Here is a 26,474-nt window from a genome sequence, read left to right on the forward strand (position 1 = left end):
ATCGAGCTCCTCACCCCCGAAGCGGCGTACCCCGTCATCAAGCCCCTGTTCATCGCGTGGGCGACGCCCCGGAACCTCGTCATCCACCGGTCGGCGGAGCTGTGGCGCGTGTCGACCTTCCGGCCGCCGAAGAAGGGCCTCCCGGTGCACGTCGCGGTCTACCGCGACACCGACGGGCAGCCGCAGGGGTATGCGGTCTACTCGGCGCAGGGGGTGGAGCACCGGCCGGACGAAGGTGAGCAGGAGCTCCGGGTGGCCGAGTTCGTGGCCCTCACGCCGGGGGCCTGGGCGGCGCTGTGGGAGTTCCTGCGGGCGCACGACCTCGCGCGGCGGATCGAGTGGAAGGGCGTGCCGCCGGACGACCCGGCCCCGGAGCTCCTCCTCGAGCCGCGCGTGCTGAACCGGCAAACGCAGGACGCGATCTGGATGCGGGTGGTCGATGCGGCCAGCGCGCTGGCGGCGCGGCCGTACGGTGCCGAGGGCCGGCTGGCGATTGGCATCGTCGCCGACCCGGAGTGTCCATGGAACGAAGGCACGTGGCAGCTCGAATCCTCCGGCAGCCATGCCGAGGCGCGGCGGTTCGACGGCAAACCAGACCTCACGATGCCGCCGGCGGTGCTCGCCTCGCTCCTGGCCGGTCATCGGAGCGCGACGTTCCACGCGCGGGCGGGCCGGCTCGAAGCAGCCGACGATCGCGCGCTGCGCCTCGCCGATGCGATGTTCCGGACCGAGTACGAACCGTTCTGTCCAAACGGGTTCTGAAGTCCGGAGCCGGGCGGTCAGCTGCCGCCGGTGCCGACGAGGCCGAGGTAGCGGTCGCGGTCGACCGCACGCGCCGGCTTGTGCTTCACGTCGTCGGGGCCCATCGCGCGGAGCCAGCAGGCGAACTCGAGCAGGATGCCGTCGGGGTCCTGGAAGTAGAAGGAGCGGATAAAGGTCCCTTCATGCACTTCGCGCGAGACCTGCCGGGGGCTGTCGTCGTGGTTCAGGATCGGTGTGACGGCGATGCCCTTGGCTTTGATCTTTTCGTAGTACTCGTCGAACTTCTCCGGCGGGACATCGAAGGCGACGTGGTTCATCGAGCCGTGGGCGGTGGCGAGCTCGCCTTCGCCGGGCATACCGGCCGGGGCGGCGATGCCGGGCGCGGCCTCCGGCGCGTTCGGGAACCAGAAGAAGGCGAGCGAGTCGCCATTGCCGATGTCGAAGAAGAAGTGCTGGCCCATGTTGTTGGGCAGCTCGATGGTCTTGATGAGGGGCATGCCGAGGACGTTCGAGTAGAAGTCGACCGTGCGCTCCATATCGCGGCAGACGAGCGCGAGGTGGTTGATGCCGCGGAATTCGAATTCGGTGTTCTTGCGTTCCATGCTGCCTCCCTGCCGCCGGTCCCGGACGGCGTTCCAAAATTTTAGCGCAGCAGGTCAAGCGGCGGCGCCGCGCTCACTCGATGTCGGCGCGGCGGCTACCGAAGCGGTCCCAGTGGGTCACCGCGGAGAGCGGCTTCCGCGGGGCGACGCCGAACCGGCCGCGCGGGCGGCCCATCGGGACGAGTGCCGCCAGCTCGTACCGGTCGGGGATGGCGAGCAGGGCGCGAACCTCATCCTGGTAGATGCGGATGACGGTCGTCAGCGTCGTGCCGATGCCGAGCGCGCGGGCAGCGAGCATGAAGTTCTGGACCGCCGGGTAGACGGAGGCCCACGGCGTACCGACATCGAGCGGGCCTTCGGCATCGTGGAGGGTCATGCTGATGTTCGGCATGAGGAAGAGGACGATGACGGGCGCTTCGTGGAGGTGCTCGGCGAGGTAGCGGGCCGAGGCGACGGTTCGGCGGTGGCGCTCTGCCTCGGCGTCGTCGCGGAAGGGCGGCGTGGCGGCGAGCATGGCCGGTTCGTACCGGTCGTAGGCGCGGCGGTAGATGTCGCCGAGGCTGCGGCGGAGCGCTTCATCGCGGACGACGAGGAACTGCCAGGGCTGGATGTTGCCGCCGCTCGGCGCCTGGCGCGCGGCCCGGAGGCAGGTCAGCACCTCCTCGTCCGTGATCGGCTCGTCCGTGAACCGCCGGATGGCGCGGAGCGTCAAGATGCCGTCGATCAGGTCCACGGGGCCTCCCTGCTCAGAGCATGAACGTATCGGTCGGCAGGCCGAGCATGATGCGGCCGACGACCTCGTAGGTCGGCAGGCCGACCATGACGTGCTGTGTGAGGGTGTGGATGTCGCGGAAGTGGCGCTGGAGGGGGCTCGCTTCGTAGATGCTCGTGCCGCCGCCGAGGTCGTAGCAGATATCGACCGCGCGGGTGCAGCTCCGCGCTGCGTGGGTGGCGGCGAGCCGGAGCCCGGCCCGGTCATCGAGCGAGAGCACCTCGCCGCGCTCTGCTGCGGCCCAGGCGCTGCCGATCGCGTCAGCAAGGAGCGCCCGGCTGCTCCGGAGCAGGGCTTCGGCCTCGGCGATGCCGGCCTGCGCCGCCGCGCGCTCGGCGAGGACGCGGCGGCTGCCAGTCGGGGTTTTTGCCCCGGCAAGGCTGACGAGTTCGTCGATCGCCGCACGCGCGATGCCGAGGCCGACCGCCGCGACGCCGAGCGCCAGCAGCCCGTACATCGGGAAGCGGTAGAGCGGGCCTTCGGGCCAGGGCTGGACGCCGCCGATGCCGGCGGTGTGGCGCTCCGGCACGAACAGGTCCGCGACTTCGTAATCGTGGCTGCCGGTGCCGCGGAGACCCGAGACGTGCCAGGTATCGTGGATGACGTAGTCGCCGGCGCGGAAGAACGCCATGCGGAGGTGCGGGTGGCCGCCGGGAAGGGTCTCCGGCGCTCCGCTTTCGTCGACGACGGTGACGCCGCCGAGGAGCCAGGTGCAGTGGGGCGAACCGCTGCCGTAGGCCCAGCGGCCCGTTACCCGGTAGCCGCCTTCGACCCGCCGGGCAGTCCCCCGCGGCATGAGCATGCCGCCGGTGATCGAGCCGGGGTCGCCGTGGATCTCCCGCGCGCCCTCCGGCGGGAGGAGGGCCGCGGTAATGCCGGTGGTGGCGGCGATCATCAGGCACCAGCCGGCTGCGCCGTCGCCAGCGGCGACGGTTTCGATCGCCCCGACGAGGGCAGCGACGGTGGCCTCGGCGCCGCCGAGTTCGCGCGGCACGAGCATCCGGAACAGGCCGGCGTCGCGCAGGGCGGCGACGACCGGGGGAGCGAGCCTCCGGTCCCGCTCGGATTCGTCGGCGTGGCGGCGGGCGAGCGGCGCTATCTCCCGCGCCGCATCGATGAGCGATGACGTGGCGGCCGGCATGGCAGCAACCTCCTGCAGGCCGCGAAGCGTAGGCGCCGCGGTGGCGCTTCGCAAGATATCAGGCGGCCTTCTTCGAACCGAACGGCCAGGGGAAGCGGCGCTTCTTCTCGTTCCGTTCTTCGGCGGGGCCGGCGAAGCCCCGGCCGCAGCCCTGGCAGTAGGCGTAGACGTTCAGGTTTTCGCGGCCGCACCACGGGCACTTCCGCATCGTTCTCCCCCTCGGCGAATCCCGGACGAGCGCCGGGAACCTTCGTGTGCGGGGATTGTACCCCGCTCAGCGGAAGCGGCGCGCCGCGAGGATGGGCCAGGTATCGATGATTTCGCCACCGCGCCGGACGTAGTACACGTCGTGCAGGTTCAGCGTGGTGTCGCCGTGGCTCGGGATGAGCTCGATGCGGTCGCCCGGCGCGAGCGCGGAGACACCGTCGCCGACGATGATGGCGTGTTCTTCGCTCAGCCGGGCGGCGCGGAGCCTGCCGTCGGGCGAGACGGGCGGACCGAACTCGTTGGTCAGTGACTTCATGCCGCAATCGGCCACGGCGTAGCGTTCTTTGACCGACGTGATGGTGGTCAGCAGCGTCAGCGCGAAACGGAACTGACCGGGGATGAACGGCTCGTTGTGGAGGTCGTTGAAGACGTAGGTGCCGGCCTGGAGTTCGGTGACGAACGGCATGGCAGCGGCGATGGGGACGCTGGCGGTGCCGGAGGTCGAGACGATGGCGGGCGCCAGCCCGGCTTCGGCGAGCGCCTCCACGTGCCCCCGAACGGTGTCCAGCGCCTGGCGGATGAGCGCCTCCCGCGGCCCGGCTTCGGGCTGGCCGTACATGTGGCCCTCGTAGCCCATGATGCCCCGGTAGTCGATGCCCTCCTCGAGGAGGAGGCGGGCGAGGCGGACGGTCTCCGCCGGGTCGGCGGTGCCGCAGCGGTGCATGCCTGCGTCGACTTCGATCACAGCGGCAGCGCGGACGCCGGCTTCGCGGGCGGCGCGGGCGAGCTCGCGGACGTTGAACTCCGATTCGACAGCGATGGTGATATCGACGCCACGGCGCAGGAGCGCGGTGAGGCGTGCGAGCTTTGGTGCGCCGACGACCTGGTTGGCCATGAGGATCGGACCGAGCCCGGCGTCGGCGAGCACCTCGGCCTCGCCGAGCTTGGCGACGGAGATGCCAATGGCGCCGGCCGCCAACTGCATGCGGGCAACCTGGGGGCACTTCGGTGTCTTGAAATGCGGCCGAAGGCGGACCGGGCTGCCCCCGAGCAGGCGCTGCATGCTGGCGATGTTGTCTTCGACAGCATCGAGGTCGAGCAGGAGGGCCGGGGTATCGATCTCTTCGAGGTGCATGGCGGGGACTGTACGGCGCAGCGGGCGCGGCCGCCAGCCCGGTCAGCCGCTGCGGCCTGCCTCGAGGGCGGCGTACTTCGCCTTGCGGGCTTCCTTCGCCCGGAGCGCCGGGTTGAGCTCGGCTTTGCGGATGCGGATGGCCTTCGGCGTCACCTCGACCATCTCGTCCGGGGCGATGAGGGTGAGCGCCTGTTCGAGGCTGGGCGGCTGCGGCGGGACCAGCTTGACGGCGATGTCGGACGTCGAGCTGCGGATGTTCGTGAGGTGCTTCGCGCGGCAGACGTTCACATCGAGGTCGTTGTCGCGGCTGTGGAGGCCGACGACCATGCCGACGTAGACCTCGTCGCCGGGGCTGATGAAGAGGATGCCGCGCTCCTGGGCGGCGGCGATGCCGTAGGCAAGGGCGGTGCCGGTTTCGCTGGCGACGAGCGCGCCGGAACGGTGCCGGCTGATGTCGCCGGCCCACGGCCGGTAGCCGAGGTACTCGGTGTTCATGATGCCTTCGCCGGCGGTGCCGGTGACGAACGTATCGCGGAAGCCGATGAGGCCCCGGGTCGGGATGTCGAATTCGAACCGGACGCGCCCGTCCTCGCCGGAGTGCATCCCGACCATCTGCGCTTTGCGGCCGGAGAGTGCCTCGATGAGGAAGCCGGTGGCGGACTCCGGCGCTTCGATGTAGAGGCGCTCGAACGGCTCTTCGCGGCCGGCGGGCCCATCGCGGAGGATGACTTCTGGCCGCGTGACGGCGAACTCGAACCCTTCGCGGCGCATCGTCTCGACGAGGATGGCGAGGTGGAGCTCGCCGCGGCCGCTGACGATGAACTGGTCGGGAGAATCGCCTTCTTCGACGCGGAGCGCGATGTTCGTCTCGACTTCGCGGAAGAGGCGCTCGCGAAGCTGACGGCTGGTGACGAACTGGCCTTCGCGCCCGGCGAACGGCGAATCGTTGACGCGGAACGTCATCTTCACGGCCGGCGGCTCGAGCGCGATGGCGGGCAAGGGCTCGGTGACCTCGGGCGCGGCGAGCGTCTCGCCGATGAGGACGTCCTGCACGCCGGTGACGGCGACGATGTCGCCGGCTTCCGCGGACTCGAGCTCGACGCGGTCGAGGCCGCGGAAGCCGAAGACTTGCCCAACGCGGAAGTTCGAGACCGCGCCGTCGTGGGCGAAGCGCTGGATCGCCATGCCCGGCCGGACGGCACCGTCCCGAATCCGTCCGACGGCGATGCGGCCGCGGTAGCTGTCGTAGAGCAGCGTGGTCACCAGCATCCGGAAGGGGGCGGAGGCGTCGCATTCCGGCGGCGGGATGTGGTCGAGAATGGCCCGGAAGAGCGGCCCCATGTCGCCGGAGCGGACATCAGGCGAGGTGCCTGCGTAGCCGTCGCGCGCGCTGGCGTAGATGACCGGGAATTCGAGCTGGTAGTCGTGGGTCGCGAGTTCGAGGAAGAGGTCGGAGGTGAGGTCGAGCACCTCGGCCGGGCGGGCGTTCGGACGGTCGATCTTGTTGATGACGACGACGGGGTGGAGGCCGAGCTCGAGGGCCTTGCGCAGGACGAAGCGGGTCTGGGGCATCGGCCCTTCGGCAGCATCGACCACGAGCAGGCAGCCGTCGGCCATGTTGAGGACGCGCTCCACTTCGCCGCCGAAGTCAGCGTGGCCCGGCGTGTCGATGATGTTGATGCGGACGCCGGCGTGCTCGATGGCGGCGTTCTTCGCCATGATCGTGATGCCCTTCTCGCGCTCGAGCGGGTTCGAATCGAGGATCAGCTCGCCGACCTGCTCGTTCTCCCGGAAGACGCGGGATTGTTTGAGCAGCGCGTCGACGAGGGTCGTCTTCCCGTGGTCGACGTGGGCGATGATGGCGACGTTGCGGATGTCGGCGCGGCGCTCGGGCATAGTTCCAGTGTGCGGGAGCGTTCGAGTCCGGTGAAGCCGAGCCGGGACGCCGCCGCCCCACTTTGCGAAACCGGAGCGCGGGCCGCACACTGGAGGCAGCATGACCGGAGGGCCGCGATGAGCAGCAGCTATGACCTGATCCAGGAACTCGTCGCCGGGAAGCGGCCGGATGCAGACCTCGTCCGGCCAAAGGACATCATGCCGTTCGTCATCGAGAGCGACGGCCGGCGCGAACGGGCCTATGACATCTACTCGCTCCTCCTGAAGGAGCGGATCGTCTTCCTCGGCACGCCGATCGACGCGATGGTGGCGAACCTCGTCGTCGCGCAGCTCCTCTACCTCGCCCGCGAGGACGACGAGAAGGACATCATGATGTACATCAACTGCCCGGGCGGGAGCGTGACGGCGGGGCTGGCGATTTATGACACGATGAACCTGATCCGGCCGAACGTCTCGACGCTGTGCATGGGTCTGGCCGCGAGCATGGGCACGGTCATCCTCTGCTCGGGCGCAAAGGGGAAGCGGTACGCGCTCCCCCACAGCACGATCCACCTGCACCAGGTGCTCGGCGGCGCGCAGGGCCAGGCGCGGGACATCGAAATCCAGGCGCGGGAGACGCTCCGGCTCCAGCGGGTGCTCCGCACGATCATCCAGGAGCGGACGGGCCAGCCGATGGAGAAGATCGAGCACGACACGGACCGCGACTTCTGGCTCGACCCGCCGGCGGCGAAGGAGTACGGACTCATCGACGAAATCCTGGACCGGCCGCCGAAGGGCGAGGGGAGCCCCAACGGCAAGGTGGCCGCGAACTAGCTCCCCCGCCGGTCCGAACGACACCAGGTAAACGAACGCGCCCCCGGAAGTTCCCGGGGGCGCTTCTGTTTCGGTCGAACCGGGCGCGTCAGGCGGCGCCGGCGGCCTCGACGGCCTTTTTCGCCGCTTCGAACAGGCCGTTGGCGCGGATGAGCGGGAGGCCGGATTCCTTGATGAGCTGCTCGCCCTCGGCGAGGTTGGTGCCGACCAGCCGCATGACCACCGGCACGTCGATCTTCATCTGGCGGTGCGCCTCGATGACGCCCTGGGCGATGATGTCGACCCGGGCCATTCCGCCGAAGATGTTGACGAGGATCGCCTTCACAGCGGGGTCTTCGAGGATGACCTTCATGGCGTTGACGACGCGCTGCGGGTCGTTGACGGTGCCGATATCGAGGAAGTTCGCGGGTTCGCCGCCGGCGAGCTTGATGGTATCCATGGTCGCCATGGCGAGGCCCGCGCCATTGACGATGCAGCCGATGTTGCCGTCGAGCTTGATGAAGTTCGCGACACCGAGCTGCTGCGCCTTCACCTCGAGCGGGTCCTCCTCATCGAGGTCGCGCAGGGCGGCGAGCTCCTTCTGGCGAAAGAGCGCGTTGTCGTCGATGTTCAGCTTGGCATCGACGGCCACGACACGGCCGTCGGCAGTGAGCGCGAGCGGGTTGATTTCGACGAGACTGGCGTCGGTCGCCATGAGGGTTCGGTAGAGGCCTTCGACGACCTTGCCGAACTGGTCGGCCTGGTCGCCGCTGAAGCCGAGCCGGGCAGCCAGCGTACGGCCGATGTAGGGCGAGTAGCCGGCGGCCGCCGGGACGGGCATGCGGACGATCGCCTCGGGGTTGTTGTGGGCGACGACTTCGATCTCCTGGCCGCCCTCGGCGGACGCCATGATGAGGGGACATCCCTGCATGCCGTCGATGATGGCGGCGAGGTAGTACTCCTTGGCGATGTCGGTCTGTTCGGCCACGAGGACGTTCTTGACGAGCTTGCCTTCGGGGCCGGTCTGGATGGAGACGAGGTGCTTGCCGAGGATGGCGGCGGCGGCCTGCTCGGCCTCTTCGGCGGTATCAGCGAGGCGGACGCCGCCGACGCGGTCGCCGCGAACCTTGCCGGAGTAGTTCTCCGGGTCGCTGATGAGCTTCTGGTACATGTCGGCGGTTTCGGACTGCGCGACGAGGCGGCCCTTGCCGCGGCCGCCGGCATGAATCTGCGCCTTCACCACGACCTTGCCGCCGAGTTCCTCGGCAATCTTGCGCGCCTCGGCCGGGGTCGCGGCGACGCGGCCCGCGGTGACCGGCACGCCGTTCTTCGCGAGCAGGTCGCGCGCCTGGTACTCATGAAGTTTCATGGGGTGCTCCGGTAGGGATTGCGGAGGAAGCGTACCGCCTCGGGCCGCTAGCCGATAGCGCGGCGGGCGAGGACGACGGTGATGTTGTCGGGGCCGCCAGCATCGTTCGCGAGGCCGACGAGGAGGGACGCGGCGCGCTCGAGGTCCGGCGAGCGCAGGGCCTCGGCCAGCGCGTCGGCCGGGACGAGGTGGTAGAGCCCGTCGGTCGCGAGCAACACGGCCTCCGGGACGGGCAGGTCGCCGGCGTCCGGTTCGAGCTCGCCGGCCATGCCGAGGCAGCGGGTGAGGACGTTCGCCAGGCCGGGGTGGCCGCCCGGCTCGGCGGCGAGGTTGTGGTCGCGGGTGACTTGCCGGAAGCCGTCTGCATGGAGGACGTAGAGGCGGGAATCGCCGACGTGAACCCAGCGGAGGGCCGCAGATTCGAGGAGCGCGGCGGTCAGCGTGGTCCCGGCCCCGGGGGTGCCGAGGCGGGCGGCGGCGTCCCGGAGCCGGCGATTCAACGCAGCCACGCCAGCCACGAGGTCGCTTGCCTCTCCCGGGCGGTCGATGAGCCAGCGGGCGAGGTCGTCGACGGCGTAGCGCGCGGCCCAGGCGCCGTTGGGGTGGCCGCCCATGCCATCCGCGACAGCGAGCAGCAGGCCGGCGGAGGTCTCCCGCACCAGCCAGGCATCCTGGTTTTCAGCCCGGCGTCTGCCGATATCGGTCGCAGCGGCCCAGCGCCAGCCGCGCCACGTGCCCCCGGCGAGTTCGCTCATGCCCGACTACGATACTGCCCCGGGCGAGCGTACGCCCGGGGCAGCGGAGCCTTCGCGAAGGCGCGAGACCGGGAGATTACTGGCGGCGCGAGGCGGCCCAGCCCATGCCGGCGAAACCGAGCGAGGCGAGGCCGGCCATCGCCACGATCCACCAGGCGCTCGGCGCGTCCGCATGGGCCCGGGACGTGCCGGCGACGGGAGGGCGCGGGGTCGGCGTCGCGGCCGGCGGCTGGGTCGCGGCGGGGGTCGGGGTGGCGCTCGTCAGCGCGAGGTCGAGCTGGACGAGCTCGTAGTTCCGCCACGAGCCGGTTTGCGGCGCGGCCCGGCCGCCGACCACGAAGGTGACCTGGGCGCCCGGGGTGCCGCAGCCAGCCTGGGTGGCCGCGCCGGCGACGTCGATGACGTAGCGGGCCTGGCCGCCCTGCAGGAACACCGTCGCCACGCCGCAGCTGGTGCTGCCGACGCGCGCCTCGATCGGTGTGCCGGCGGGCGCCGGCTGCCCGTCGATGGTGACGCTGCCGGCGAACCGGGACGGCGGCTCGGGCGGCGACTGGGCGAACGCGGTATCGGCCGCGAACGTGCTGCCTGCGAGGAGCGCGGCCACAACTGCCGCGCCGGCGAGTCGTTTCAACGGATGCATGCTGCTCCCTCCATCCGGTCGCTGGTTTCGTTGACTCCAACGAGTATGCCGGCCGGGAATGTTCCGGGGGATGGTTTCGTGGCAGCGCTGTGTAATCTGCGTGTGAAACGTGCAGTTGGGTAAAGGCCGGGTCAACCGGCCGGGGCGGGATGGACCGCGGGGATCAGGTCGGTGCGCAGGTAGGGCTGGAGCACGCGGGGCACGGCGATGCTGCCGTCCGGCTGCTGGTAGTTCTCCATCACGGCGATGACGGTGCGCGGCAGGGCGAGGCCAGAGGCGTTGAGCATGTGGGGGTGCCGCGGCGCGGCTTCCTGCGCCGGGCGGTAGCGGATGTTGGCGCGGCGCGCCTGGAAATCGAGGCAGTTGGAGGCGGAGCTGACCTCGAGCCATTCGCCCTGGCCAGGCGCCCACACCTCGAGGTCGAACGTGCGCGAGGCGTTGAAGCCGAGGTCGCCGCTGCAGAGCGCGACCACGCGGTGGGGGAGCTCGAGCGCGGCCGCGATGTGCTTCGCGCGGCTGACGAGCAGGTCCAGCTCGGCGGCGCTCTGCTCCGGCTCGCAGTAGACGAACATCTCGACCTTCTCGAACTGGTGGCCGCGCTTGATGCCGCGCACGTCGCGTCCGGCGCTCATCTTCTCGCGGCGGAAGCAGGGCGTGTGCGCGACGAACCGCTGCGGGAGCTGCCCCGGCGGGATGATCTCGTCCCGGTGGTAGTTGACGAGCGCCACCTCGGCCGTCGGGATGAAGTAGAAGTCTTCCTCGGCGTCGCGGTAGAGGTTGTCGCGGAACTTGGGCAGCTGGCCGGAGGCGAGCAGCGACGCTTCGGAGAGCATGTAGGGCACGTAGGCCTCGGTGAAGCCGGCCGCGGTATGCTCATCGAGCATGAACTGGATGAGGGCGCGCTGGAGCCGGGCGAGCGGCCCCTTCAACACGTAGAAGCGCGAGCCGGCCATCCGCGCGCCGCGTTCGATATCGAGGCCGTCGACGATCGTCCCGAGCTCCCAGTGAGGACGGGGAACGAAATCGAAGGCGCGGGGCTCGCCGATGCTCTCGACGACGACGTTCGAGGTCTCGTCCGGGCCGCGCGGGACGGCCTCGTCGACGATGTTCGGGACTTCGTAGAGCCGCTGCTGGAGTTCGTCTTCGACGGCGCGGAGCTTCGTTTCGAGGCGCTGGATTTCATCGCCGACGAGCCGCATCTCGGCGATGCGGAGTTCGCGCTCGGAAGGGTCCTTCGCTGCGCCGATGGCTTTGCTCGCCGCGTTGCGCTTCGCCCGCAGGGATTCGACCTGCTGGAGGAGCTGGCGGCGCTGCTCGTCGAGCTGGAGGATGCGGTCGATATTGACGTCGGCGTTGCGCAGGAGCATGTCGCGGCGAACGCGCTCGGCGTTTTCGCGAATGAACTGGATACTCAGCATCCGGTCGAGCTCCCCCGGGCCGCGGCTGCCTCGATGGCGCGGAGGCCGAGGAGGCGGACGTCCTCGGCAACGTGCACGAGCGTACCATCGGGTGCCGGGAGCGCAACCGAAGCGGCGATCTCGTCGTAGGCGACCCAGCGGTGAGGGCCGTGGGGGATCGGGGCGGTGAAATCGACCTCGACGAGGGCCCGCGTGAAGTAGACGTGGTCGATGTGCTGGTGGAAGGGCTGGTCGGGCCGGACGATGTCTTCGATGAGGATGACCGCCGGGGGCGGGAGAACGAGCGGGCGCTCGACCCGGAGCAGGCCGGGCGGCGGGATGACGTCGACCTCGAGCCCGGCTTCTTCGCGGGCCTCACGGATGGCGCCCTGCACCGGGTCCTCGTTCGGTTCGAGGTGGCCTCCGGGCGGCAGCCACATCCGCAGGCCGCGGTGCCAGAGCAGGAGCGTGCGCTCGCCCGCGACGATGTAGGCGGTGGCCGTGTGGTGGCGCTCGACCGGGCCGGCCATTCAGTCCTCGATGGAGCGGACCGGCGGGAAGAGGATGACCTCGCGGATGGAGGACTGGCCGGTCAGCAGCATGACGAGGCGGTCGATGCCCATCCCGAAGCCGCCGGTGGGCGGCATCCCGTGCTCGAGCGCGAAGAGGAAGTCTTCGTCGACGAGCTCCACTTCGTCGTCGCCGGCCGCCTTGAGGGCGAGCTGCTGCTCGAAGCGCTGGCGCTGGTCGAGCGGGTCGTTGAGCTCGGTGTAGGCGTTGCCGCATTCGAAGCCGGCGATGAAGCATTCGAACCGTTCGACGAGCCGGGGATTCCCGGGCTTCCGCTTCGCGAGCGGCGACAGCTCGACCGGGTAGTCGAGGAGGAAGGTCGGCTGGATGAGGTTCGGTTCGACGTAGTGGGACATGGCTTCGTCGGCGAGCTTGCCATAGCCCATCTGGTCGGTCACCGGGAGGCCGCGGCGGCGCAGCTCGGCGCGGAGGCTGTCGGCGTCGGTGAAGACATCGAGGTCGGGGCCGCCGTGCGCTTTCAGCGCCTCGAAGAACGTCATGCGGCGCCACGGCGGCGCGAGGTCGATCTCCTGGCCGCGGAAGGTGATGGTCGTCGTGCCGAGGACCTGCCGCGCCACGGTGCTGATCATCTCCTCGGTCATCGCGGCGACGTCGTTGTAGTCGGCGTAGGCCTGGTACGACTCCAGCATCGTGAACTCGGGGTTGTGCTTGAAGCTCATCCCTTCGTTGCGGAAGTTGCGGCCGATCTCGTAGACGCGTTCGAAGCCGCCGACGAGCAGGCGCTTCAGGAAGAGCTCGAGGCTGATGCGCAGGACGCGGGGCTCATCGAGCGCGTTGAAGTGCGTCACGAACGGGCGGGCTGCGGCGCCGCCTTCGGTCACCTGCAGAATCGGGGTTTCGACCTCCATGAAGCCGCGGTCGTCGAGGAAGCGGCGGATCGCCGCGACGGTCTTGCTGCGGATTTCGAAGACGCGCCGGGTCTCCTCGTTCGCCATGAGGTCGAGGTAGCGGCGGCGCTGGCGAAGGTCGGGGTCGGCGAGACCGTGGTACTTCTCGGGCGGCGCGTGGAGCGCCTTGGCGAGCATCGTCCAGGAGCTGGCGGCGACGGTCGGCTGGCCGGTGCGGGTGCGGATGGGTACACCGGTGAAGCCGACGAAGTCGCCGAGGTCGACCAGCCGGAGCAGGTCGTAGCCTTCGGTGGCGTTCGCGCGGAGGAGCACCTGCAGTCGGCCGGCGCCGTCGAGGATATCGATGAACGTGGCTTTCCCCATGTCGCGGCGGGCCATGACGCGGCCAGCGACGCGGACTTCTACCCCTTCGGCTTCGCTCGCTTCGGGCGGGAGCGCTTCGACGATGGCGATGACCTCGCGGGAGGTGTGGGTACGCTCCCAGCGGGGCGGGTAGGGGTCGATGCCGAGCCGGCGCAGCTCTTCGAGCTTCGCGATGCGCTGCGCGACGAGTTCATCCACGAGCGGCTCCTCCACGGAAACGGGCCGCCGGGGGCGGCCCGTCACGAGCTGCGCTTTCGATTGTGCGCGCGGGGTGCGGCTCAGTCGATCTTGAGGACTTTGAGCTTGATGACGCCCTTCGGCACGTTGACGGAAACGACGTCGCCGACGGCTTTGCCCAGGAGGGCCGTGCCGACCGGCGAATCGTTCGAGATTTTGCCGTTGAGGGGGTCGGCCTCGGGGCCGCCGACGATGCGGTAGGTGCGGACCGTGCCGTCCTGGTCGACTTCGACGGTGGAGCCAACCATCACGCGGCCGGCGCTGTGGGCGGCTTCTTCGTCGATGATCTTGGCGCGGCGGAGGATGTCCTCGATCTCGAGGATGCGGCCTTCGACACGGCCCTGCTCGAGCTTGGCGTCGTCGTACTCGGCGTCGGCCTGGCTGGTGCCCTGCTCCTGGGCGTTGTGGATCATTTCCGCCACTTCGCGCCGCCGAATCCGCAGCTGCTCGAGCTCCTGCTCGAGCTTTGCTTTTCCTTCACGGGTGAGCGGAACGGGCTTTTCCATCATGTCGTACCCTACGGTTGCCGCGCGACAACAAATGAACTGAGGCCGCGCGTTGCCTCAGTTCCGCCGAAAGTATACCGACGGCGGAGAAGGCGCGGCAATCGCCGCGACGGGGAGACGCATGACGAGTGAATCCGGGGAGCCGGGACCGGGCGGGCGCGTCTGGCGGCCGCCGCCGGGCGATGACGGGCTCGCGGCGCGCGGTGAGACGGCTCCTGCCGAGCCGGCGGCCGCCCCGCCCGCCGCACCGGCGCCGCCCTCGAGCCGCCGCGGCCCCGGCTGGCTCGCGCTCGCACTCGCGGTCGTCGCGGCGGCGCTCGGCGGCGGCATCGCCGGCGGGCTGCTCGTGCTCCGGTTCGGGGACGAGGGCGAAGGCGCGGGCCAGCCGGGCGGGTCCGCGGGGGCCGTGGTCGAGGTCGACATCACCTCGGCGGTAACGGATGCCGTCCAGAAGGCGCGCCCGGCGGTGGTCCGGGTCGAGAGCGCGACGCGGCGGACGTTCGACGTCGGCAGCGGCGTCGTCATCAGCGCGGAGGGGTACATCCTGACGAATGCGCACGTGGTGATGGGCACGGACCAGCTGAAGGTCGTGTTCGCTGACGGCTCCGAGCGCCCGGCCGTGCTCATCGGCCACGATTACCCGTTCAACGACATCGCCGTGCTGCAGGTGGCGCCGGTCGGGCTCACGGTGATGGAGGCAGCCGATTCGGACGCCCTGCAGCCGGGCGAGACCGTCATCGCCATCGGCAACCCGCTGGGCGAGCTGTACGGGTCGGTGACGGTCGGCGTGGTCAGCGGGCTGAACCGGTCGCGGCTGCTCGACGGCGTCCGGCACGACGACATCATCCAGACCGACGCGGCGGTGAACAGCGGCAACAGCGGCGGGGCGCTGGTCAACCTCGCCGGCCAGCTGGTCGGCATCCCGACGACCATCCTGCGGCAATCGGGGACCGGTCAGCCGGTCGAAGGCGTGGCGTTCGCGATTCCTTCGAACCGCGCGCTCGAGATCGCGAACCGCATCATCGCGGCGCGGGGCCCCATAGCGCGGCCGTCGCTCGAACTGGAGCACATCGACCTGAATGAGGAGGTCGCCGCGCGGCTGCCGGCGCTGGCCGTCAGCTCCGGGGCCGTCGTGCTGACGATCGTGCAGGGCGGGGCGGCGGCACAGGCGGGCATCCGGGCCGGGGACGTCATCGTCCAGTTCGGCGATGACGTCATCGACGCCCGCACGCCGCTCCTGAACGCGCTGGCGGGGCATCAGCCGGGCGAGACGGTCAAAGTTGTCCTCAATCGGAATGGCCGGATAATCGAGGCCGAGGTTCGCCTTGCGAAACGGTCATAGGCATCCCAACGCCCCCGGGGAGTGGCTTCGCCGATGATGCGGGGAGGCGGGCGCCTGCCGTGGGGGGCCGGCGGAGCGAGCCAGCCGCTCGGGGGGCGGGGCGGCCAGCGGCCGCTCGGGCGCATCATCGGGCTCGGGGCGATCCTCGTCGGCATCGCGCTCCTCGGCTGGTTCGCCTTCGGGCGCATCTGCGGCAGCGACAGCTGTGTCGACGTCTACTGCCCGTCGGACCGGGACATCGCAGCGCCGGAAGGCTACGAGTTCGCCTCGCGCATCTTCGAGCTGAACCCCAAGGCGACTGCGGTCCAGCCCGGGTTCGACCTGCAGGTCCAGGCGGCGCTCCTGAAACCCGCGGCCGATGGGCGGATGCTCAGCTTCTTCCGGTACGACGAAGGCGCGCAGCGCTGGGAGCCGGTCGCGCCGGCCGTCCCGGATGCGCAGGGCACCGTGGTCACGGGCACGTTCAAGGATGCGCCGCCGGTCATCGCCGTGCTGCGGCGGAACACGCCGGCCGGCGAGGTCGTCGCGTACCTGCCGCACAACGCGAATCTCCACCCGCAAGCCGCGCCGCACGTGACGATCGTGCACCCGATCGACTTCGCGCCTGCGGCCGACGGCGGCGTGGCCGGCGAGCTGAGCCGGACGGTCGCGCGGACGGCGACCTACGAGGTGTACCCCGTCATCGCGGCGAACGCATCGGTGGCAGGGCAGGTCGCGGTGGTCGAGACGCTGCTGGCAGACGCCCGCTCGCGCACGAACCACGTCCAGCAGATCGTCGCGAAGGCGAACGAGGCCGGCGTGAACGGCATCGACATCGCCTACCTCGACCTCCCGGCAACGCAGCGGACGTCGTTCACGCTGTTCATCGGCGAGCTGGCAGGGGCGCTGCACGGGCAGGGGAAGAAGCTGACGGTTACGCTCCCTTCGCCCATCAAGACGCAAAACCGCATCGACGAGGGCGCGTACGACTTCCGGGCGATTGCCGCGCAGGCCGACCTCGTAAAGATCGCGCCGTACCGCGACCAGGCCACCTACCGGCTCGTCATGCCGGAGGTGCTCCGCTACCTCGCGGAGCGGGTGCCGCCTTCGAAGCTCGTGCTGACCGTCTCGCCGTACGCGACGGAGACGGGCGGGGAGACCATCAACCGGCTGACGCTGGTCGACGCGATGAACATCGCCACCCGCATTTCGGTGCGCGCGCAGGCGGATGCCATCACGACCAGCACGCAGGTGGACGTGGCGGGGACGAATATCGACCGCGACGAAGGGCTCACCGGGCTGCGCTGGTACCCGGAAACGGCGACCGTCGCCTTCAGCTACAAGCAGCCGCAGGGCGGCGGCAGCCGGACGATCTACCTCGAGAACGTCTTCAGCATCGGGTTCAAGCTCGAGCTCATTCCGACGTTCAAGCTGGGCGGCGTGGCGATCGAAGACGCTTCGGAGAACGTGCTGCTGGGCGACATCTGGCCGGCGATCATCCCCTTCGTCACGAGCGGTCTGCCGACGCTCCAGCAGCCGAACGCTGAGGACCTGAAGCCGCGCTGGGCCGTCAGCAGCGGGGCCATCGAGGACACCGGCCGCGGGTCGGCGCGATGGTTCACGCCGTCGGAGCCCGGCACGTACAAGGTCACGCTCACGCTGAGCGACGGCGTCGCGCTGTTCGAGAACTCGGTCGACGTGACGGTCCGCGCACGGCCTGCGGCAGGCGCCACACCGTCGCCGACGGCGAGGCCCTGATGGCCGGGCGCGGGGTGCGCGTAGCGGGCGGAGTCGCCCGCGGGGTGCCGCTGGTGGAGCCCCGCGGAGTGCGGCTTCGGCCGACCTCCGGGCTGGTGCGCGAGGCGATTTTCAACATCCTCGGGCGCGCGGTGGAGGATGCGCGCGTGCTCGACCTGTACGCCGGCACGGGCGCGCTCGGCATCGAGGCGCTCAGCCGGGGCGCGGCCCACGCCACGTTCGTCGAAGGCGAAGCCGCCTGCACGGAGGCGATCCTCCAGAGCCTGGCGCGGACCGGTCTCGGCGAGCGCGCGACGGTGCTGCGCGGGCGCATCCCGGCCGCGCTCACGCGGCTCGAAGGGCCGTTCGACCTGATCTTCATGGACCCGCCGTACGACGACCCCGCGAAAGAAGAAGTGCTGGCCGGCCTGGCACCCCTGCTGGCGCCGGGCGGGCGCGTCGTCTTCGAGCATGGAAGCCGGTACAATCCGCCGGTGCGGCCCCGAGGGCTCCAGCTCCTCGAGCGGCGCACCTACGGCGATACCGCCGTCGCGCTGTACAGCCACCTGGAGGGCGAATGAGGATCGCAGTCTACCCGGGCGGATTCGACCCGGTGACGAATGGGCATCTCGACCTGATCGTGCGGATGACGCACCTCTTCGACCGCGTCATCGTGGCCGTCGTGAAGGGCCGCGACAAGGCGACGATGTTCACCTGGGAAGAGCGGATCGCGATGGTGAAGCAGGCGGTCGAGAACATGCCAACGGTCGAGGTCGAAGGGTTCGATGAGATGACCGTCGAATTCGCCAAGCGCAAAGGAGCGGTGGCCATCGTGCGCGGGATCCGGGCAGTGAGCGATTTCGAAGTCGAATTCGACATGGCGATGATGAACCGGAAGATGGCGCCGCACCTCGAATCGGTGTTCCTGATGGCGAACCAGGAGTTCCTCTACATCAGCGCGAGCCGGATCCGGGAGGTTTCGCGCCTGGGCTACGATGTCGCAGACCTGGTGCCGCCGCACGTGCGGACCGCGCTGCGGCGGAAGCTCGGACAGGAGTAACCCTTGAGCCCGGAGGGGGCGCAGCTGGAGTTCCTCGAGCTGATCGACGGGCTCGAACAGCTCGTCCTCGAATCCCGGCGGCTCCCGGTGGGCGGCAACCTGGTGGTCGACCGGAGGCGGCTGCTGGACCTCATCGACCAGCTTCGCCTGGCGATCCCGGCGGACCTGCGGCAGGCTCAGCAGATTCTCGAGGCGCGGACGCAGATCATCGATGATGCCCACCTGAGCGCGCGGAGGACGATGGAGCGCGCCGAGCAGGAGCGCGCGCGGCTCATCGAAGAGCACGCCATCACGCGGGCGGCCGAGGAGCGGGCGCAGCAGCTGCTCATGGACGCGGAGGCGCGGGCGCGCCAGATCGTCGCCGAGGCTGACGCGACTGCGGCGGCGCACCTGAGCGAAGCGGCAGAGGCGACCCGCCAGGAGCTCGAGAACCTCAACCGGTATACGCGCGAAGTGCTGCTGCGGCTGGACCGGCTGCTCACCCAGCTCCAGGGCTCGGTGCGGGAAAACCTCGAACAGCTCGACCGCGAGCAAAACTGAACGACTGCAGCGGCTCCAGCACGTCATTTCCCGCTTTCACGAGGGCGGGATATAGTACGTGCTAAGCAACATCACCCGGGTTTCCTGGAGCACCGCCGGAGGAACATGGACATGGCCGAGTTTTCCGTCATCAAGGATTCGGAAGCTCCGCGGCCTGCACGGCAAACTGGCCGCCTTGCAGCCCGCATGCGCGAGTACGAGAAATACGTGGAGCAAGTTCCGCAGGGAAAAGCGGGAAAACTCGTTCCCGCGCGCGGTGAAACGCCGCGGGCGATCGCGATGCGCATCAGCAGGGCCGCGCGGCGCATCGGCAAGACGGCGAATACGTGGGTCGTGGATGGGGTCGTCTATTTCACTGTCGCCTGAATGGCGCTGTTCACGCTGACGCCGGACCGAACGACACAACGAAGGCGGTTCGTCAATCGACGAACCCCCTTCGTTCGTGTGCGGCGTTCAGCCTGAGTGAGCGCTCAGCGACGCTCGGCAGTCACTGGTTCGGCATCGCTGGAGACGAGTGCGAATGACGGCGCTTCCCGCCGGGCCGGGCGCGGCGCGGGAGACGGTGCATCGGCAGGCGCGGGCTCGGCCGACCGCGCAGCAGGCCGGGTAACGATGTCGGCCGCCTTCTGCGTGGTATCGACGTTGCCGGAGATGGACGCGCCTTCTTCGACGACGAGGATGGGGGCGCGGATGGTGCCGGTGACGACGGCGGTCGCGGCGATGGTGAGGCGGCCGGAGCACACGATGTCGCCCTCGAGACGGCCTTTCACGAGCGCTTCGCGCGCCTGGACGCGCGCGCGGGCGGAAGCATCCTTCTCGAGCGTGAGCGTGCCGCGGCAGATCACTTCGCCGCTGATGGCCCCTTCGATGCGCAGGTCCTGCTCGGTTTCGAAGCGCCCATCGAACGACGAATGCCGGTCGATGACGCTTTCGCTGCGGACCGGGGCCTCGGCGCGCGGTTCATCCGGGCGAGACGGCGCCACGCCCGCGCGGGGCGCGATACCGCGGCTGTAGGCGGCCTCCGGCGCGGATTCGGCGTAGGGGTCATGCTCCGCGGCCGGGCGCTCGCGGTCGTACCGTGCGACGGTCTCCGGATAGGCAGCGTCGCGGGGATTCTTCTTGATTTGCATGGGCCCTCCTGGGGCGGCGCGCGATTGCGGGGTGCGCACAGCCTCCTCGGGGCAACCGTACTGCCCCGGCAACCGAACGTCCACCCGGCAATGTAAATTCCCGGTGATTTTCGAACCTGAACGAAACGCTAAACGACGTCAGACGACGAGGTTCACGAGCTTACCGGGGACGTAGATCACCTTCCGGGGCGCGCGGTCGCCGAGCACGGCGGCGACCCGCTCGAGCCCGCGGGCGCGTTCGAGGACCAGCGCCTCATCGGCGTCGGCGGGCACGGTCACCCGGTCGCGGAGCTTCCCGTTGACCTGGACGGCGATCTCGACCTCCTCGTCGCGGGCGAGCTCGGGGTCGGCCTCGGGCCAGCGCTGCTGGTGAATCGAGTACGGCCCGCCGATGCGCTCCCAGAGCTCTTCGGTGATGTGCGGCGCGAGCGGCGCGGTGAGGAGGAGCGCTGTGCGGATGCCCTCTTCCCAGGCGGCGCGGTCGACGGGGCCGGCATCGCGCGCCCGCTGGAGCGCCGAGGAGTGCTCCATCAGCCGGGAGATCATCGTGTTGAAGCGGAAATGCTCGATGTCCTGCGTGGCAGCGAGGATGGTCTTGTGCGTCGCCCGGCGCAAGTCACGAGCCGCGGGCGAATCGGGCGCTTCGACGAGCTGAACCGGGTCGACGACGAGCGACCAGAGGCGGTGGAGCCAGCGGGAGATACCGGCCATGCCCGTCGGGTTGTACGGGCCGCCCTGGTCCCACGGTCCGACGAACATGAGCTGGCAGCGGAAGCAGTCGGCGCCCCACTGGGCGACCTGCTCATCCGGGGCGACGACGTTGCCGCGGCTCTTCGACATGCGGTTGCCGTCGGGGCCCAGGATGACGCCCTGGTTGAAGAGGCGGAGCATCGGTTCGTCGCCTTCGACGAGCCCGAGGTCGCGCGCGGCCTTCCAGAAGAACCGGGTGTAGAGCAGGTGCATGACCGCGTGCTCGGCGCCGCCGGTGTACTGGTCGACGGGGAGCCATTTGCGGGCCAGCTCCCTGCTGAACGGCGCCGCGTCGTTGTGCGGGTCGATGTACCGCATCTGATACCAGCTGGAACACATGAACGTGTCCATGGTGTCCGTCTCGCGGCGGGCGGGTTTGCCGTCGATGGGACACGGGACGTTCACCCACTCCTCGACCTGCGTGAGCGGCGACTGGCCGGTGGGATCGAACTTCACGTTCTCGGGCAGCAGGACGGGCAGGTCCTTTTCGGGGACAGGCACGATGCCGTGGTCCGGGCAGTGGATCATCGGGATCGGCGCGCCCCAGTAGCGCTGGCGGGAGATCAGCCAGTCCCGCAGGCGGTAGGTGACGGTTGCTTCACCGAACCCGCGCTCGGCGGCGTAGGCGGTCACGCGCTGGATGGCTTCTTCTGCCGGCGTGCCGTCGAAGGGGCCGGAATTGATCATCTTCGTGCCGCGCGTGAAGGCTGCGGTGAGCGGCTTCGTGACGTCGATTTCCGGGTGGTCGAAGACGGGAATGACCGGGAGGCCGTACTTCTGCGCGAATTCGAAGTCGCGCTGGTCGTGCGCGGGGACGGCCATGATGGCGCCGGTGCCATAGGTCACGAGCACGTAGTCGGCGATCCAGATGGGGACGCGGCTGCCGTTGAAGGGGTTGATGGCGTAGGCGCCGGTGAATACGCCCGTCTTTTCGCGCTCGGTGGAGAGGCGCTCGATTTCCGTCTGGCGGCTCGCCTGCACGCGGTACGCGTCGACCGCGTCGCGGCATTCCGGTGTCGTGATGCGTTCGACCAGCGGGTGTTCGGGGGCGAGCACCATGAAGGTCGCGCCGTAAACCGTGTCGGGGCGGGTGGTGAAGACGCGAAGCGGTTCATCGACGCCGGGCACGTCGACGCGGAACTGGAGCGTCGCGCCCTCGGAGCGGCCGATCCAGTTGGTCTGCATCACCTTGATGCGCTCGGGCCAGTCGATGCCGTCGAAGCGGAGGAGTTCTTCGGCGTAGGCGGTGATGCGGAAGAACCACTGGGTCAGAAAGCGGCGTTCGACGATATCGTCGGAGCGCTCACAGCGGCCGTCGATGACCTGTTCGTTCGCGAGGACGGTCTGGCAGCCGGGGCACCAGTTGGCTGCGGCTTCCGCGCGATAGGCGAGCCCCTTCTCGTAGAACTTGAGGAACCACCACTGCGTCCATTTGTAGTATTCGGGGTCGCTCGTGATGACTTCGCGGTCCCAGTCGAACCCGGCGCCCATCATGCGAAGCTGGCCGCGCATGCGGTCGATGTTGGCGTAGGTCCATGCCTTCGGGTCGATGCCGCGTTTGATGGCGGCGTTTTCGGCCGGGAGGCCGAAAGCATCGAAGCCCATGGGGAAGAGGACGTTGTAGCCCTGCATGCGGCGGTAGCGGGCGGCCGCGTCGCTGGGCGCCATGGCGTACCAGTGGCCGGTGTGGAGGTCGCCCGAAGGGTAGGGGAACATGGTGAGCGCGTACCACTTGGGACGCGGGTCGTCGTCCGGGGCGTGGTAGAGGCGGTCGGCGAGCCAGCGCTCGCGCCACTTGGCTTCGATCACGGCGGGGTCGTAGCGGTCGGGCATGGACTGCTCCAGGGGGTAGCTCGGTCTTCGCTGCGGAGAGGATTCGGGAAGGCCCCGCCGGCTAGTGGCCGCGGGGCCGAAGAAGGGTCGCCCGTGCCGTCGGGGTCGGCATGATGCCGCTCATGATACCGGCGGGCCATCGGGAGCGTCATCGCACCGGGCGCGAGTCGTCCAGCGGCGAACCTGGGCCGCTCCCGACGAGTTAGCCGGGATAGTGGGCAACGAGAAGCGTTTCGAAGTTGCGCTCGCGGGAGCAAACGGGGCAGGTGAGGTACCACGCGTACATGGCGGCCGGCGGGCGGCCGTACCGCTCGCGGGCCTCATCGCGGAGCCGCCGGGCGGCCTTCGCCAGCTCGCCCCATGGGGCTTCTACGAGCCGGCTGTAGGCGACGCCGCCGGGGCGAATCACCTCCTTCGAAGCGGGGACCTCGCCCTCGACTTCGAGGAGCAGCGGCCGGCTGAACGTTCCCTCGCCGATGAGGAGCATCGCATCCTCCGGCACCTCGAACCCGAGGGCGCTGGCGCGTTCGAAGAGCGCGGACCGGGCGGCATCGAAGCCGACGGGCACGCCGGCCAGCGCTTTCACTGAGGCGCGCAGGAAGGTGATGTCGGACCAGTCGCTTTCGACGCCGTCCCAGTCGGCCGGGTCGAGCCGCGGGCAATCGCAGGCTTCGACGGGCAGGGACGCGTCGCCGGCGGCCGAAGGGGCTGCCTGCTTCCGGTCGCCGGGAATGAGGATGCGACGGCGCGGTTCGGACATAGCGCGAGGATACCAGAGCCCCGGTTGGGGGTCAGAAGCCGGCGATGACCCACGCGGCACCGAGCGGCGGCAGTTCGACGGCGCCGGCGCTGACTCGCGCGCCGTCGCGGGAGCGGTCGGTGCAGAGCGCGACGCGACCCGCCTCGAACGGCAGTCTCGCCGTCACAGCGTCGGTGGAGGTGTTGATGGCGACGGCCACCGGCGGGGTGTCCGGAGCATGACGCGTCCAGGTGACGGTGCGGTCGTCGCCGGCGAGGTCGGCCAGGGCGCCGAGCCGGAGCGCGGGGAGGTCCTTTCTGAGCCAGATGGCGCGGCGGTAGAGCGAGAGCAGGGAGTCCGGGTCGCCGTCCTGTTCGGCGACGTTCGGCGAAACCGGGCCGAACGGCAGCCACGGTTCGCCGGTGGTGAATCCGCGCCCTGGCGTCGCGTCCCACTGCATCGGCGTCCGCTCAGGGTCGCGGCCGATGGAGCGGAAGCGGGCCGGGTCCTGCTGGCGCTCGGGCGGGATGTCGACGTCGGCCATCCCGATCTCTTCGCCGTAGTAGATGAACGGGGTGTTCCGGAGGCCGAGGAGGAGGAGCGCAGCGGCCCGCGCCCGTTCGGCACCGCGCCCATCATGATTATGTCTCGTCACGAAGCGGGAGCGGTCGTGGTTGTTCAGTGCGAAACATGGCTGGCTGAAGGGCGGCACGGTCGCTTCGGCGTTTGCGATGATGCGGCGCAGTGTCGGCGCCTCCCACGGAGTGATGACGTGGCCCTGCTCGTGGATGAAGTGAAAGTTGAAAGCGAGGTGGAGGCCCGGGGCGTCCTGCGTGCCGTAGAAGCGGGCGATCTCCTCCGGGGTGCCGAAGACCTCGCCAACGGCGACGCGGCCAGGATACTCGTCGAACACCCGCCTGATGCGCTGCACCGCCGCGAACACGTCGGGGTAGTTGTGGTTGTGAATCCAGAGCTGGCTGAAGCGCTCGCGATCGCCGGGCCGCCAGTCGGGGTTGGGCGGGTTATCCGGCAGGTCCGGGTGTTTCAGGATGCGGCCGATGACGTCGATGCGGAAGCCGTCGATGCCGCGTTCGAACCAGAACCTCAGCGTGTCGAGCATCGCCGCTTCGACCTCGGGGTTCCGCCAGTTGAGGTCGGGCTGTTCTTTGAGGAACGAGTGGAGGTAGTACTGGCCGGTCGCCTCGTCGAAGGTCCACGCGGGGCCGCCGAAGACGGACCGCCAGTTGTTGGGCGGCGACCCATCGGGCTTCGGGTCGCGCCAGATATACCAGTCGCGCTTCGGGTTCGCGCGCGAGGAGCGCGATGCGAGGAACCACGGGTGCCGGTCGCTCGTATGGTTCGGCACCCAATCGAGGAGGACGCGGATGCCGCGCTGGTGGCACTCGGCGACCAGCCGGTCCATCGTTTCGAGGGTGCCGAAGTCGGGGTGGACATCGCAGTAGTCGCTGACGTCGTAGCCGAAGTCGGCCATCGGGGAGGGGAAGGTGGGCGAGAGCCAGATGGCATCGACGCCGAGGGACCGGGGCGTCCCATCGTTGAGGTAGTCGAGGCGGCGGATGATGCCTTCGAGGTCGCCGATGCCGTCGCCGTTGGAGTCCTGGAAGCTCCGCGGGTAGACCTGGTAGCAGACGGCCTCGCGCCACCAGTCGCCCGGGGGCGCAGCGGTCATCTCAGGCGGCCGCGGCAGCGCGGACCTCGGCGAGGAGGTCCGGATGTTCATCGAGGAAGCCGTTGGAGACGGTGACGATGGATTCGAACGGCGCGGCGCCGCTCACGACCCGCTTCAGCCAGGCTTCGCCGACGATGCGGGCGAGTTCGTCGCGGGCTTCGGAGGTATCCTCGCGGCCGAGCTCCTGGAGGAGGCGGCGGGCGGCAGGCGCGTTGAGCAGGACGGCGACCTCGCGGGCCTTCCAGCCGGGGACGGTCACGAGGAAGTTCGCCTGGGAGAAGCCGAGGAATTCCGTATCCGGGCTGGGCCCTTCGTAGCTGATGGCGCCGGCGGGTTCGGCAGCAACGGCCATGCGTGGATTCCCCTCTCGTCAGTCGTGCTGCTGCGGCATCGCGATCCGCAGCGCCTCGGGCAGGTCGGCAAGGAGCTGGGTGCGAACCTGCGTCCGCGTCTGGAGGCCCCAGATGTTGATGAAGCCGACGGCAGCCGACTGGTCGTACGTGTCGCCCCGATCATAGGTAGCGAGTCCGCGGTCGTACAGGGAGCGGGGCGCCTTCCGGCCGACGACGACGGCCCGGCCGCGGTGGAGCCTGACGCGGATGGTGCCGGTGACGTGGCGCTGGGTGCTGGCGACGTAGGCGGCGAGATCCTGGTGGTGGGCGCTGAACCAGAGGCCGTTGTAAATCAGCTCGGCGTACTCGGTGGCGATGTACTTCTTCAGCTTCAGCTGCTGCTTCGACAGCGTCATCGCCTCGAGGGCGGCGTGCGCGGTGTGGAGGATGACCGCCGCCGGAGCTTCGTAGATTTCGCGGCTCTTGATGCCGACGAGGCGGTCCTCGATGTGGTCGATGCGGCCGACGCCGTGGAGGCCGCCGAGGTCGTTGAGGCGCTCGACGAGCGGCACGGGGCCCAGCGCCTCACCGTTCAGCCGGACCGGGAGGCCCGCTTCGAAGTCGATTTCGAGGTACTCGGGCGTCGCTGGCGCCTCTTCCGGGTCACGCGTCCATTCGTAGGCTTCGCGCGGCGGTTCGGTCCACGGGTCTTCGAGGACGCCCGCCTCGGCGCTGCGGCCCCAGAGATTTTCGTCGATGCTGAACGGCCCCTTTTCGCCCCACGGGATGTCGACGCCATGCTTGCGGAGGTACGCGATCTGGTAGTCGCGGGGCATCGCGTTTTCGCGGGTCGGGGCGACGATCTTGAGGGACGGGTCCAGCGTCTGGATGCCGACGTCGAAGCGGACCTGGTCGTTGCCTTTGCCGGTGCAGCCGTGGGCGACGGCGACGGCGCCTTCCTCGTGCGCGACATCGACGAGCAGCTTGGCCATGAGCGGCCGGGCGAGCGCGGTCGCGAGCGGGTACTGGTCCTGGTAGACGGCGCCGGCCGCGAGGGCGGGGAAGGCGAAGTAGCGGAGGAAGTCCTCGCGCGCATCGATGACGCGGACTTTGACGGCGCCGGCCGCGAGCCCGCGGGACTCGACCACCGGCTGTTCGCGGCTCTTACCGACGTCGATGTTGAGGGCGATGACCTCGTAGCCCTGTTCGACGGTCAGCCACTTGATGGCGGTGGTGGTATCGAGCCCACCGGAGTAGGCGAGGACGAGCTTCGGCACGCGCGTTTCCTGTCGGGCGAAGGGTGTGGCTCCAGTATGGCCGGGCGGCGGG

27 protein-coding genes are annotated in these 26,474 nt (G+C 69.6%); 8 read left to right on the forward strand and 19 right to left on the reverse strand.

Annotated features, from left to right (window positions below):
• The coding region (gene eis / locus N2041_RS05365; protein ID WP_297676584.1) for a sterol carrier protein domain-containing protein at positions 1–762 on the forward strand (762 nt) is incomplete at its 5' end.
• A 17-nt stretch (positions 763–779) separates the two neighbouring features.
• On the opposite strand, the gene N2041_RS05370 is transcribed toward eis, so the two are convergent.
• The 6 genes from N2041_RS05370 to typA form a co-directional block, all read right to left on the reverse strand.
• Positions 780–1,364, reverse strand: coding sequence for a VOC family protein (locus N2041_RS05370; RefSeq protein WP_297676586.1), 585 nt, complete (start codon positions 1,362–1,364; stop codon positions 780–782).
• Between the two features lie 73 nt (positions 1,365–1,437).
• Positions 1,438–2,097 carry a nitroreductase family protein gene (locus N2041_RS05375; RefSeq protein ID WP_297676588.1) on the reverse strand — a complete coding sequence of 220 codons (660 nt, stop codon included), beginning with the start codon at positions 2,095–2,097 and terminating at the stop codon, positions 1,438–1,440.
• 13 nt (positions 2,098–2,110) lie between these two features.
• On the reverse strand, positions 2,111–3,277 hold the full coding sequence (locus N2041_RS05380; RefSeq protein WP_297676589.1) for an acyl-CoA dehydrogenase family protein: 1,167 nt from the start codon (positions 3,275–3,277) through the stop codon (positions 2,111–2,113).
• Positions 3,278–3,335: 58 nt separating this feature from the next.
• Entirely contained in the window at positions 3,336–3,485 is a 150-nt protein-coding gene (locus N2041_RS05385) for a hypothetical protein (protein ID WP_297676591.1), read from the reverse strand.
• A 66-nt stretch (positions 3,486–3,551) separates the two neighbouring features.
• Complete coding sequence (locus tag N2041_RS05390) at positions 3,552–4,619, reverse strand: alanine racemase (RefSeq protein ID WP_297676593.1); 1,068 nt, start codon at positions 4,617–4,619, stop codon at positions 3,552–3,554.
• A gap of 42 nt (positions 4,620–4,661) precedes the next feature.
• Positions 4,662–6,515 carry a translational GTPase TypA gene (gene typA / locus N2041_RS05395; RefSeq protein WP_297676595.1) on the reverse strand — a complete coding sequence of 618 codons (1,854 nt, stop codon included), beginning with the start codon at positions 6,513–6,515 and terminating at the stop codon, positions 4,662–4,664.
• 198 nt (positions 6,516–6,713) lie between these two features.
• On the opposite strand from typA, the gene N2041_RS05400 reads away from it, so the two are divergent.
• Positions 6,714–7,328 (forward strand): ATP-dependent Clp protease proteolytic subunit, encoded by a 615-nt coding sequence (locus N2041_RS05400; RefSeq protein ID WP_367187689.1) that lies wholly within the window; start codon positions 6,714–6,716, stop codon positions 7,326–7,328.
• A gap of 88 nt (positions 7,329–7,416) precedes the next feature.
• Here the strand turns inward: N2041_RS05400 and sucC are convergent, their stop codons facing one another.
• The 7 genes from sucC to greA all read right to left on the reverse strand — a co-directional run bounded on the left by sucC (position 7,417) and on the right by greA (position 14,016).
• Positions 7,417–8,676, reverse strand: a complete 1,260-nt coding sequence (gene sucC, locus N2041_RS05405) for an ADP-forming succinate--CoA ligase subunit beta (protein WP_297676600.1) — start codon at positions 8,674–8,676, stop codon at positions 7,417–7,419.
• A gap of 47 nt (positions 8,677–8,723) precedes the next feature.
• Positions 8,724–9,431, reverse strand: a complete 708-nt coding sequence (locus N2041_RS05410) for a protein phosphatase 2C domain-containing protein (protein ID WP_297676602.1) — start codon at positions 9,429–9,431, stop codon at positions 8,724–8,726.
• 76 nt (positions 9,432–9,507) lie between these two features.
• Entirely contained in the window at positions 9,508–10,062 is a 555-nt protein-coding gene (locus N2041_RS05415; protein ID WP_297676604.1) for a hypothetical protein, read from the reverse strand.
• Positions 10,063–10,202: 140 nt separating this feature from the next.
• A complete protein-coding gene (serS, locus tag N2041_RS05420) occupies positions 10,203–11,489 on the reverse strand; it encodes a serine--tRNA ligase (RefSeq protein WP_297676606.1) in 1,287 nt (428 codons plus the stop codon).
• Positions 11,483–11,998 (reverse strand): NUDIX domain-containing protein, encoded by a 516-nt coding sequence (locus N2041_RS05425; RefSeq protein WP_297676608.1) that lies wholly within the window; start codon positions 11,996–11,998, stop codon positions 11,483–11,485. The genes serS and N2041_RS05425 overlap by 7 nt, the downstream gene beginning before the upstream one ends.
• Positions 11,999–13,468 carry a lysine--tRNA ligase gene (lysS, locus tag N2041_RS05430; RefSeq protein WP_297676610.1) on the reverse strand — a complete coding sequence of 490 codons (1,470 nt, stop codon included), beginning with the start codon at positions 13,466–13,468 and terminating at the stop codon, positions 11,999–12,001.
• A gap of 80 nt (positions 13,469–13,548) precedes the next feature.
• Complete coding sequence (gene greA / locus N2041_RS05435) at positions 13,549–14,016, reverse strand: transcription elongation factor GreA (RefSeq protein ID WP_270056440.1); 468 nt, start codon at positions 14,014–14,016, stop codon at positions 13,549–13,551.
• 118 nt (positions 14,017–14,134) lie between these two features.
• Here greA and N2041_RS05440 point away from each other — a divergent pair, with 118 nt between their 5' ends.
• The 6 genes from N2041_RS05440 (at position 14,135) to N2041_RS05465 (ending at position 19,037) form a co-directional block, all read left to right on the forward strand.
• Positions 14,135–15,355: a trypsin-like peptidase domain-containing protein gene (locus tag N2041_RS05440; RefSeq protein WP_297676615.1), complete on the forward strand. Its 1,221-nt coding sequence runs from the start codon at positions 14,135–14,137 to the stop codon at positions 15,353–15,355.
• 33 nt (positions 15,356–15,388) lie between these two features.
• Positions 15,389–17,092, forward strand: a complete 1,704-nt coding sequence (locus N2041_RS05445) for a glycosyl hydrolase family 18 protein (protein ID WP_297676617.1) — start codon at positions 15,389–15,391, stop codon at positions 17,090–17,092.
• Entirely contained in the window at positions 17,092–17,652 is a 561-nt protein-coding gene (gene rsmD, locus N2041_RS05450) for a 16S rRNA (guanine(966)-N(2))-methyltransferase RsmD (RefSeq protein ID WP_297676619.1), read from the forward strand. The genes N2041_RS05445 and rsmD overlap by 1 nt, the downstream gene beginning before the upstream one ends.
• The gene (coaD, locus tag N2041_RS05455) at positions 17,649–18,131 is read left to right on the forward strand and encodes a pantetheine-phosphate adenylyltransferase (protein WP_297676621.1); all 483 of its coding nucleotides are present in this window, start codon (positions 17,649–17,651) and stop codon (positions 18,129–18,131) included. The genes rsmD and coaD overlap by 4 nt, the downstream gene beginning before the upstream one ends.
• Positions 18,132–18,134: 3 nt before the next feature.
• Complete coding sequence (locus tag N2041_RS05460) at positions 18,135–18,671, forward strand: hypothetical protein (RefSeq protein WP_297676623.1); 537 nt, start codon at positions 18,135–18,137, stop codon at positions 18,669–18,671.
• Between the two features lie 111 nt (positions 18,672–18,782).
• Positions 18,783–19,037 (forward strand): hypothetical protein, encoded by a 255-nt coding sequence (locus N2041_RS05465; protein WP_297676625.1) that lies wholly within the window; start codon positions 18,783–18,785, stop codon positions 19,035–19,037.
• A gap of 104 nt (positions 19,038–19,141) precedes the next feature.
• Here the strand turns inward: N2041_RS05465 and N2041_RS05470 are convergent, their stop codons facing one another.
• The 6 genes from N2041_RS05470 to N2041_RS05495 form a co-directional block, all read right to left on the reverse strand.
• A complete protein-coding gene (locus N2041_RS05470) occupies positions 19,142–19,801 on the reverse strand; it encodes a polymer-forming cytoskeletal protein (protein ID WP_297676627.1) in 660 nt (219 codons plus the stop codon).
• 138 nt (positions 19,802–19,939) lie between these two features.
• Positions 19,940–22,384, reverse strand: coding sequence for a leucine--tRNA ligase (gene leuS, locus N2041_RS05475; RefSeq protein WP_297676629.1), 2,445 nt, complete (start codon positions 22,382–22,384; stop codon positions 19,940–19,942).
• A gap of 202 nt (positions 22,385–22,586) precedes the next feature.
• Complete coding sequence (locus tag N2041_RS05480) at positions 22,587–23,144, reverse strand: hydrolase (protein WP_297676631.1); 558 nt, start codon at positions 23,142–23,144, stop codon at positions 22,587–22,589.
• 31 nt (positions 23,145–23,175) lie between these two features.
• Positions 23,176–24,813, reverse strand: a complete 1,638-nt coding sequence (locus N2041_RS05485; RefSeq protein ID WP_297676633.1) for an alpha-amylase family glycosyl hydrolase — start codon at positions 24,811–24,813, stop codon at positions 23,176–23,178.
• Position 24,814: 1 nt separating this feature from the next.
• On the reverse strand, positions 24,815–25,165 hold the full coding sequence (locus N2041_RS05490) for a hypothetical protein (RefSeq protein WP_297676634.1): 351 nt from the start codon (positions 25,163–25,165) through the stop codon (positions 24,815–24,817).
• An 18-nt stretch (positions 25,166–25,183) separates the two neighbouring features.
• On the reverse strand, positions 25,184–26,422 hold the full coding sequence (locus tag N2041_RS05495; RefSeq protein ID WP_297676635.1) for an argininosuccinate synthase: 1,239 nt from the start codon (positions 26,420–26,422) through the stop codon (positions 25,184–25,186).
• Positions 26,423–26,474 lie beyond the last annotated feature (52 nt).

The sequence above is a fragment of the Tepidiforma sp. genome (genome assembly GCF_026419595.1).
GTDB lineage: Bacteria > Chloroflexota > Dehalococcoidia > Tepidiformales > Tepidiformaceae > Tepidiforma.

What these genes read in the sequence shown, in the direction of transcription:
- N2041_RS05370 (WP_297676586.1), bottom strand. Translation starts at nt 1,364, where the DNA reads ATGGAACGCAAGAACACCGAATTCGAATTCCGCGGCATCAACCACCTC.
- N2041_RS05380 (WP_297676589.1), bottom strand. Translation starts at nt 3,277, where the DNA reads ATGCCGGCCGCCACGTCATCGCTCATCGATGCGGCGCGGGAGATAGCG.
- N2041_RS05385 (WP_297676591.1), bottom strand. Translation starts at nt 3,485, where the DNA reads ATGCGGAAGTGCCCGTGGTGCGGCCGCGAAAACCTGAACGTCTACGCC.
- N2041_RS05390 (WP_297676593.1), bottom strand. Translation starts at nt 4,619, where the DNA reads ATGCACCTCGAAGAGATCGATACCCCGGCCCTCCTGCTCGACCTCGAT.
- typA (WP_297676595.1), bottom strand. Translation starts at nt 6,515, where the DNA reads ATGCCCGAGCGCCGCGCCGACATCCGCAACGTCGCCATCATCGCCCAC.
- N2041_RS05400 (WP_367187689.1), top strand. Translation starts at nt 6,714, where the DNA reads ATGCCGTTCGTCATCGAGAGCGACGGCCGGCGCGAACGGGCCTATGAC.
- sucC (WP_297676600.1), bottom strand. Translation starts at nt 8,676, where the DNA reads ATGAAACTTCATGAGTACCAGGCGCGCGACCTGCTCGCGAAGAACGGC.
- N2041_RS05410 (WP_297676602.1), bottom strand. Translation starts at nt 9,431, where the DNA reads ATGAGCGAACTCGCCGGGGGCACGTGGCGCGGCTGGCGCTGGGCCGCT.
- serS (WP_297676606.1), bottom strand. Translation starts at nt 11,489, where the DNA reads ATGCTGAGTATCCAGTTCATTCGCGAAAACGCCGAGCGCGTTCGCCGC.
- N2041_RS05425 (WP_297676608.1), bottom strand. Translation starts at nt 11,998, where the DNA reads ATGGCCGGCCCGGTCGAGCGCCACCACACGGCCACCGCCTACATCGTC.
- greA (WP_270056440.1), bottom strand. Translation starts at nt 14,016, where the DNA reads ATGATGGAAAAGCCCGTTCCGCTCACCCGTGAAGGAAAAGCAAAGCTC.
- N2041_RS05440 (WP_297676615.1), top strand. Translation starts at nt 14,135, where the DNA reads ATGACGAGTGAATCCGGGGAGCCGGGACCGGGCGGGCGCGTCTGGCGG.
- N2041_RS05445 (WP_297676617.1), top strand. Translation starts at nt 15,389, where the DNA reads ATGATGCGGGGAGGCGGGCGCCTGCCGTGGGGGGCCGGCGGAGCGAGC.
- rsmD (WP_297676619.1), top strand. Translation starts at nt 17,092, where the DNA reads ATGGCCGGGCGCGGGGTGCGCGTAGCGGGCGGAGTCGCCCGCGGGGTG.
- coaD (WP_297676621.1), top strand. Translation starts at nt 17,649, where the DNA reads ATGAGGATCGCAGTCTACCCGGGCGGATTCGACCCGGTGACGAATGGG.
- N2041_RS05465 (WP_297676625.1), top strand. Translation starts at nt 18,783, where the DNA reads ATGGCCGAGTTTTCCGTCATCAAGGATTCGGAAGCTCCGCGGCCTGCA.
- N2041_RS05470 (WP_297676627.1), bottom strand. Translation starts at nt 19,801, where the DNA reads ATGCAAATCAAGAAGAATCCCCGCGACGCTGCCTATCCGGAGACCGTC.
- leuS (WP_297676629.1), bottom strand. Translation starts at nt 22,384, where the DNA reads ATGCCCGACCGCTACGACCCCGCCGTGATCGAAGCCAAGTGGCGCGAG.
- N2041_RS05480 (WP_297676631.1), bottom strand. Translation starts at nt 23,144, where the DNA reads ATGTCCGAACCGCGCCGTCGCATCCTCATTCCCGGCGACCGGAAGCAG.
- N2041_RS05485 (WP_297676633.1), bottom strand. Translation starts at nt 24,813, where the DNA reads ATGACCGCTGCGCCCCCGGGCGACTGGTGGCGCGAGGCCGTCTGCTAC.
- N2041_RS05490 (WP_297676634.1), bottom strand. Translation starts at nt 25,165, where the DNA reads ATGGCCGTTGCTGCCGAACCCGCCGGCGCCATCAGCTACGAAGGGCCC.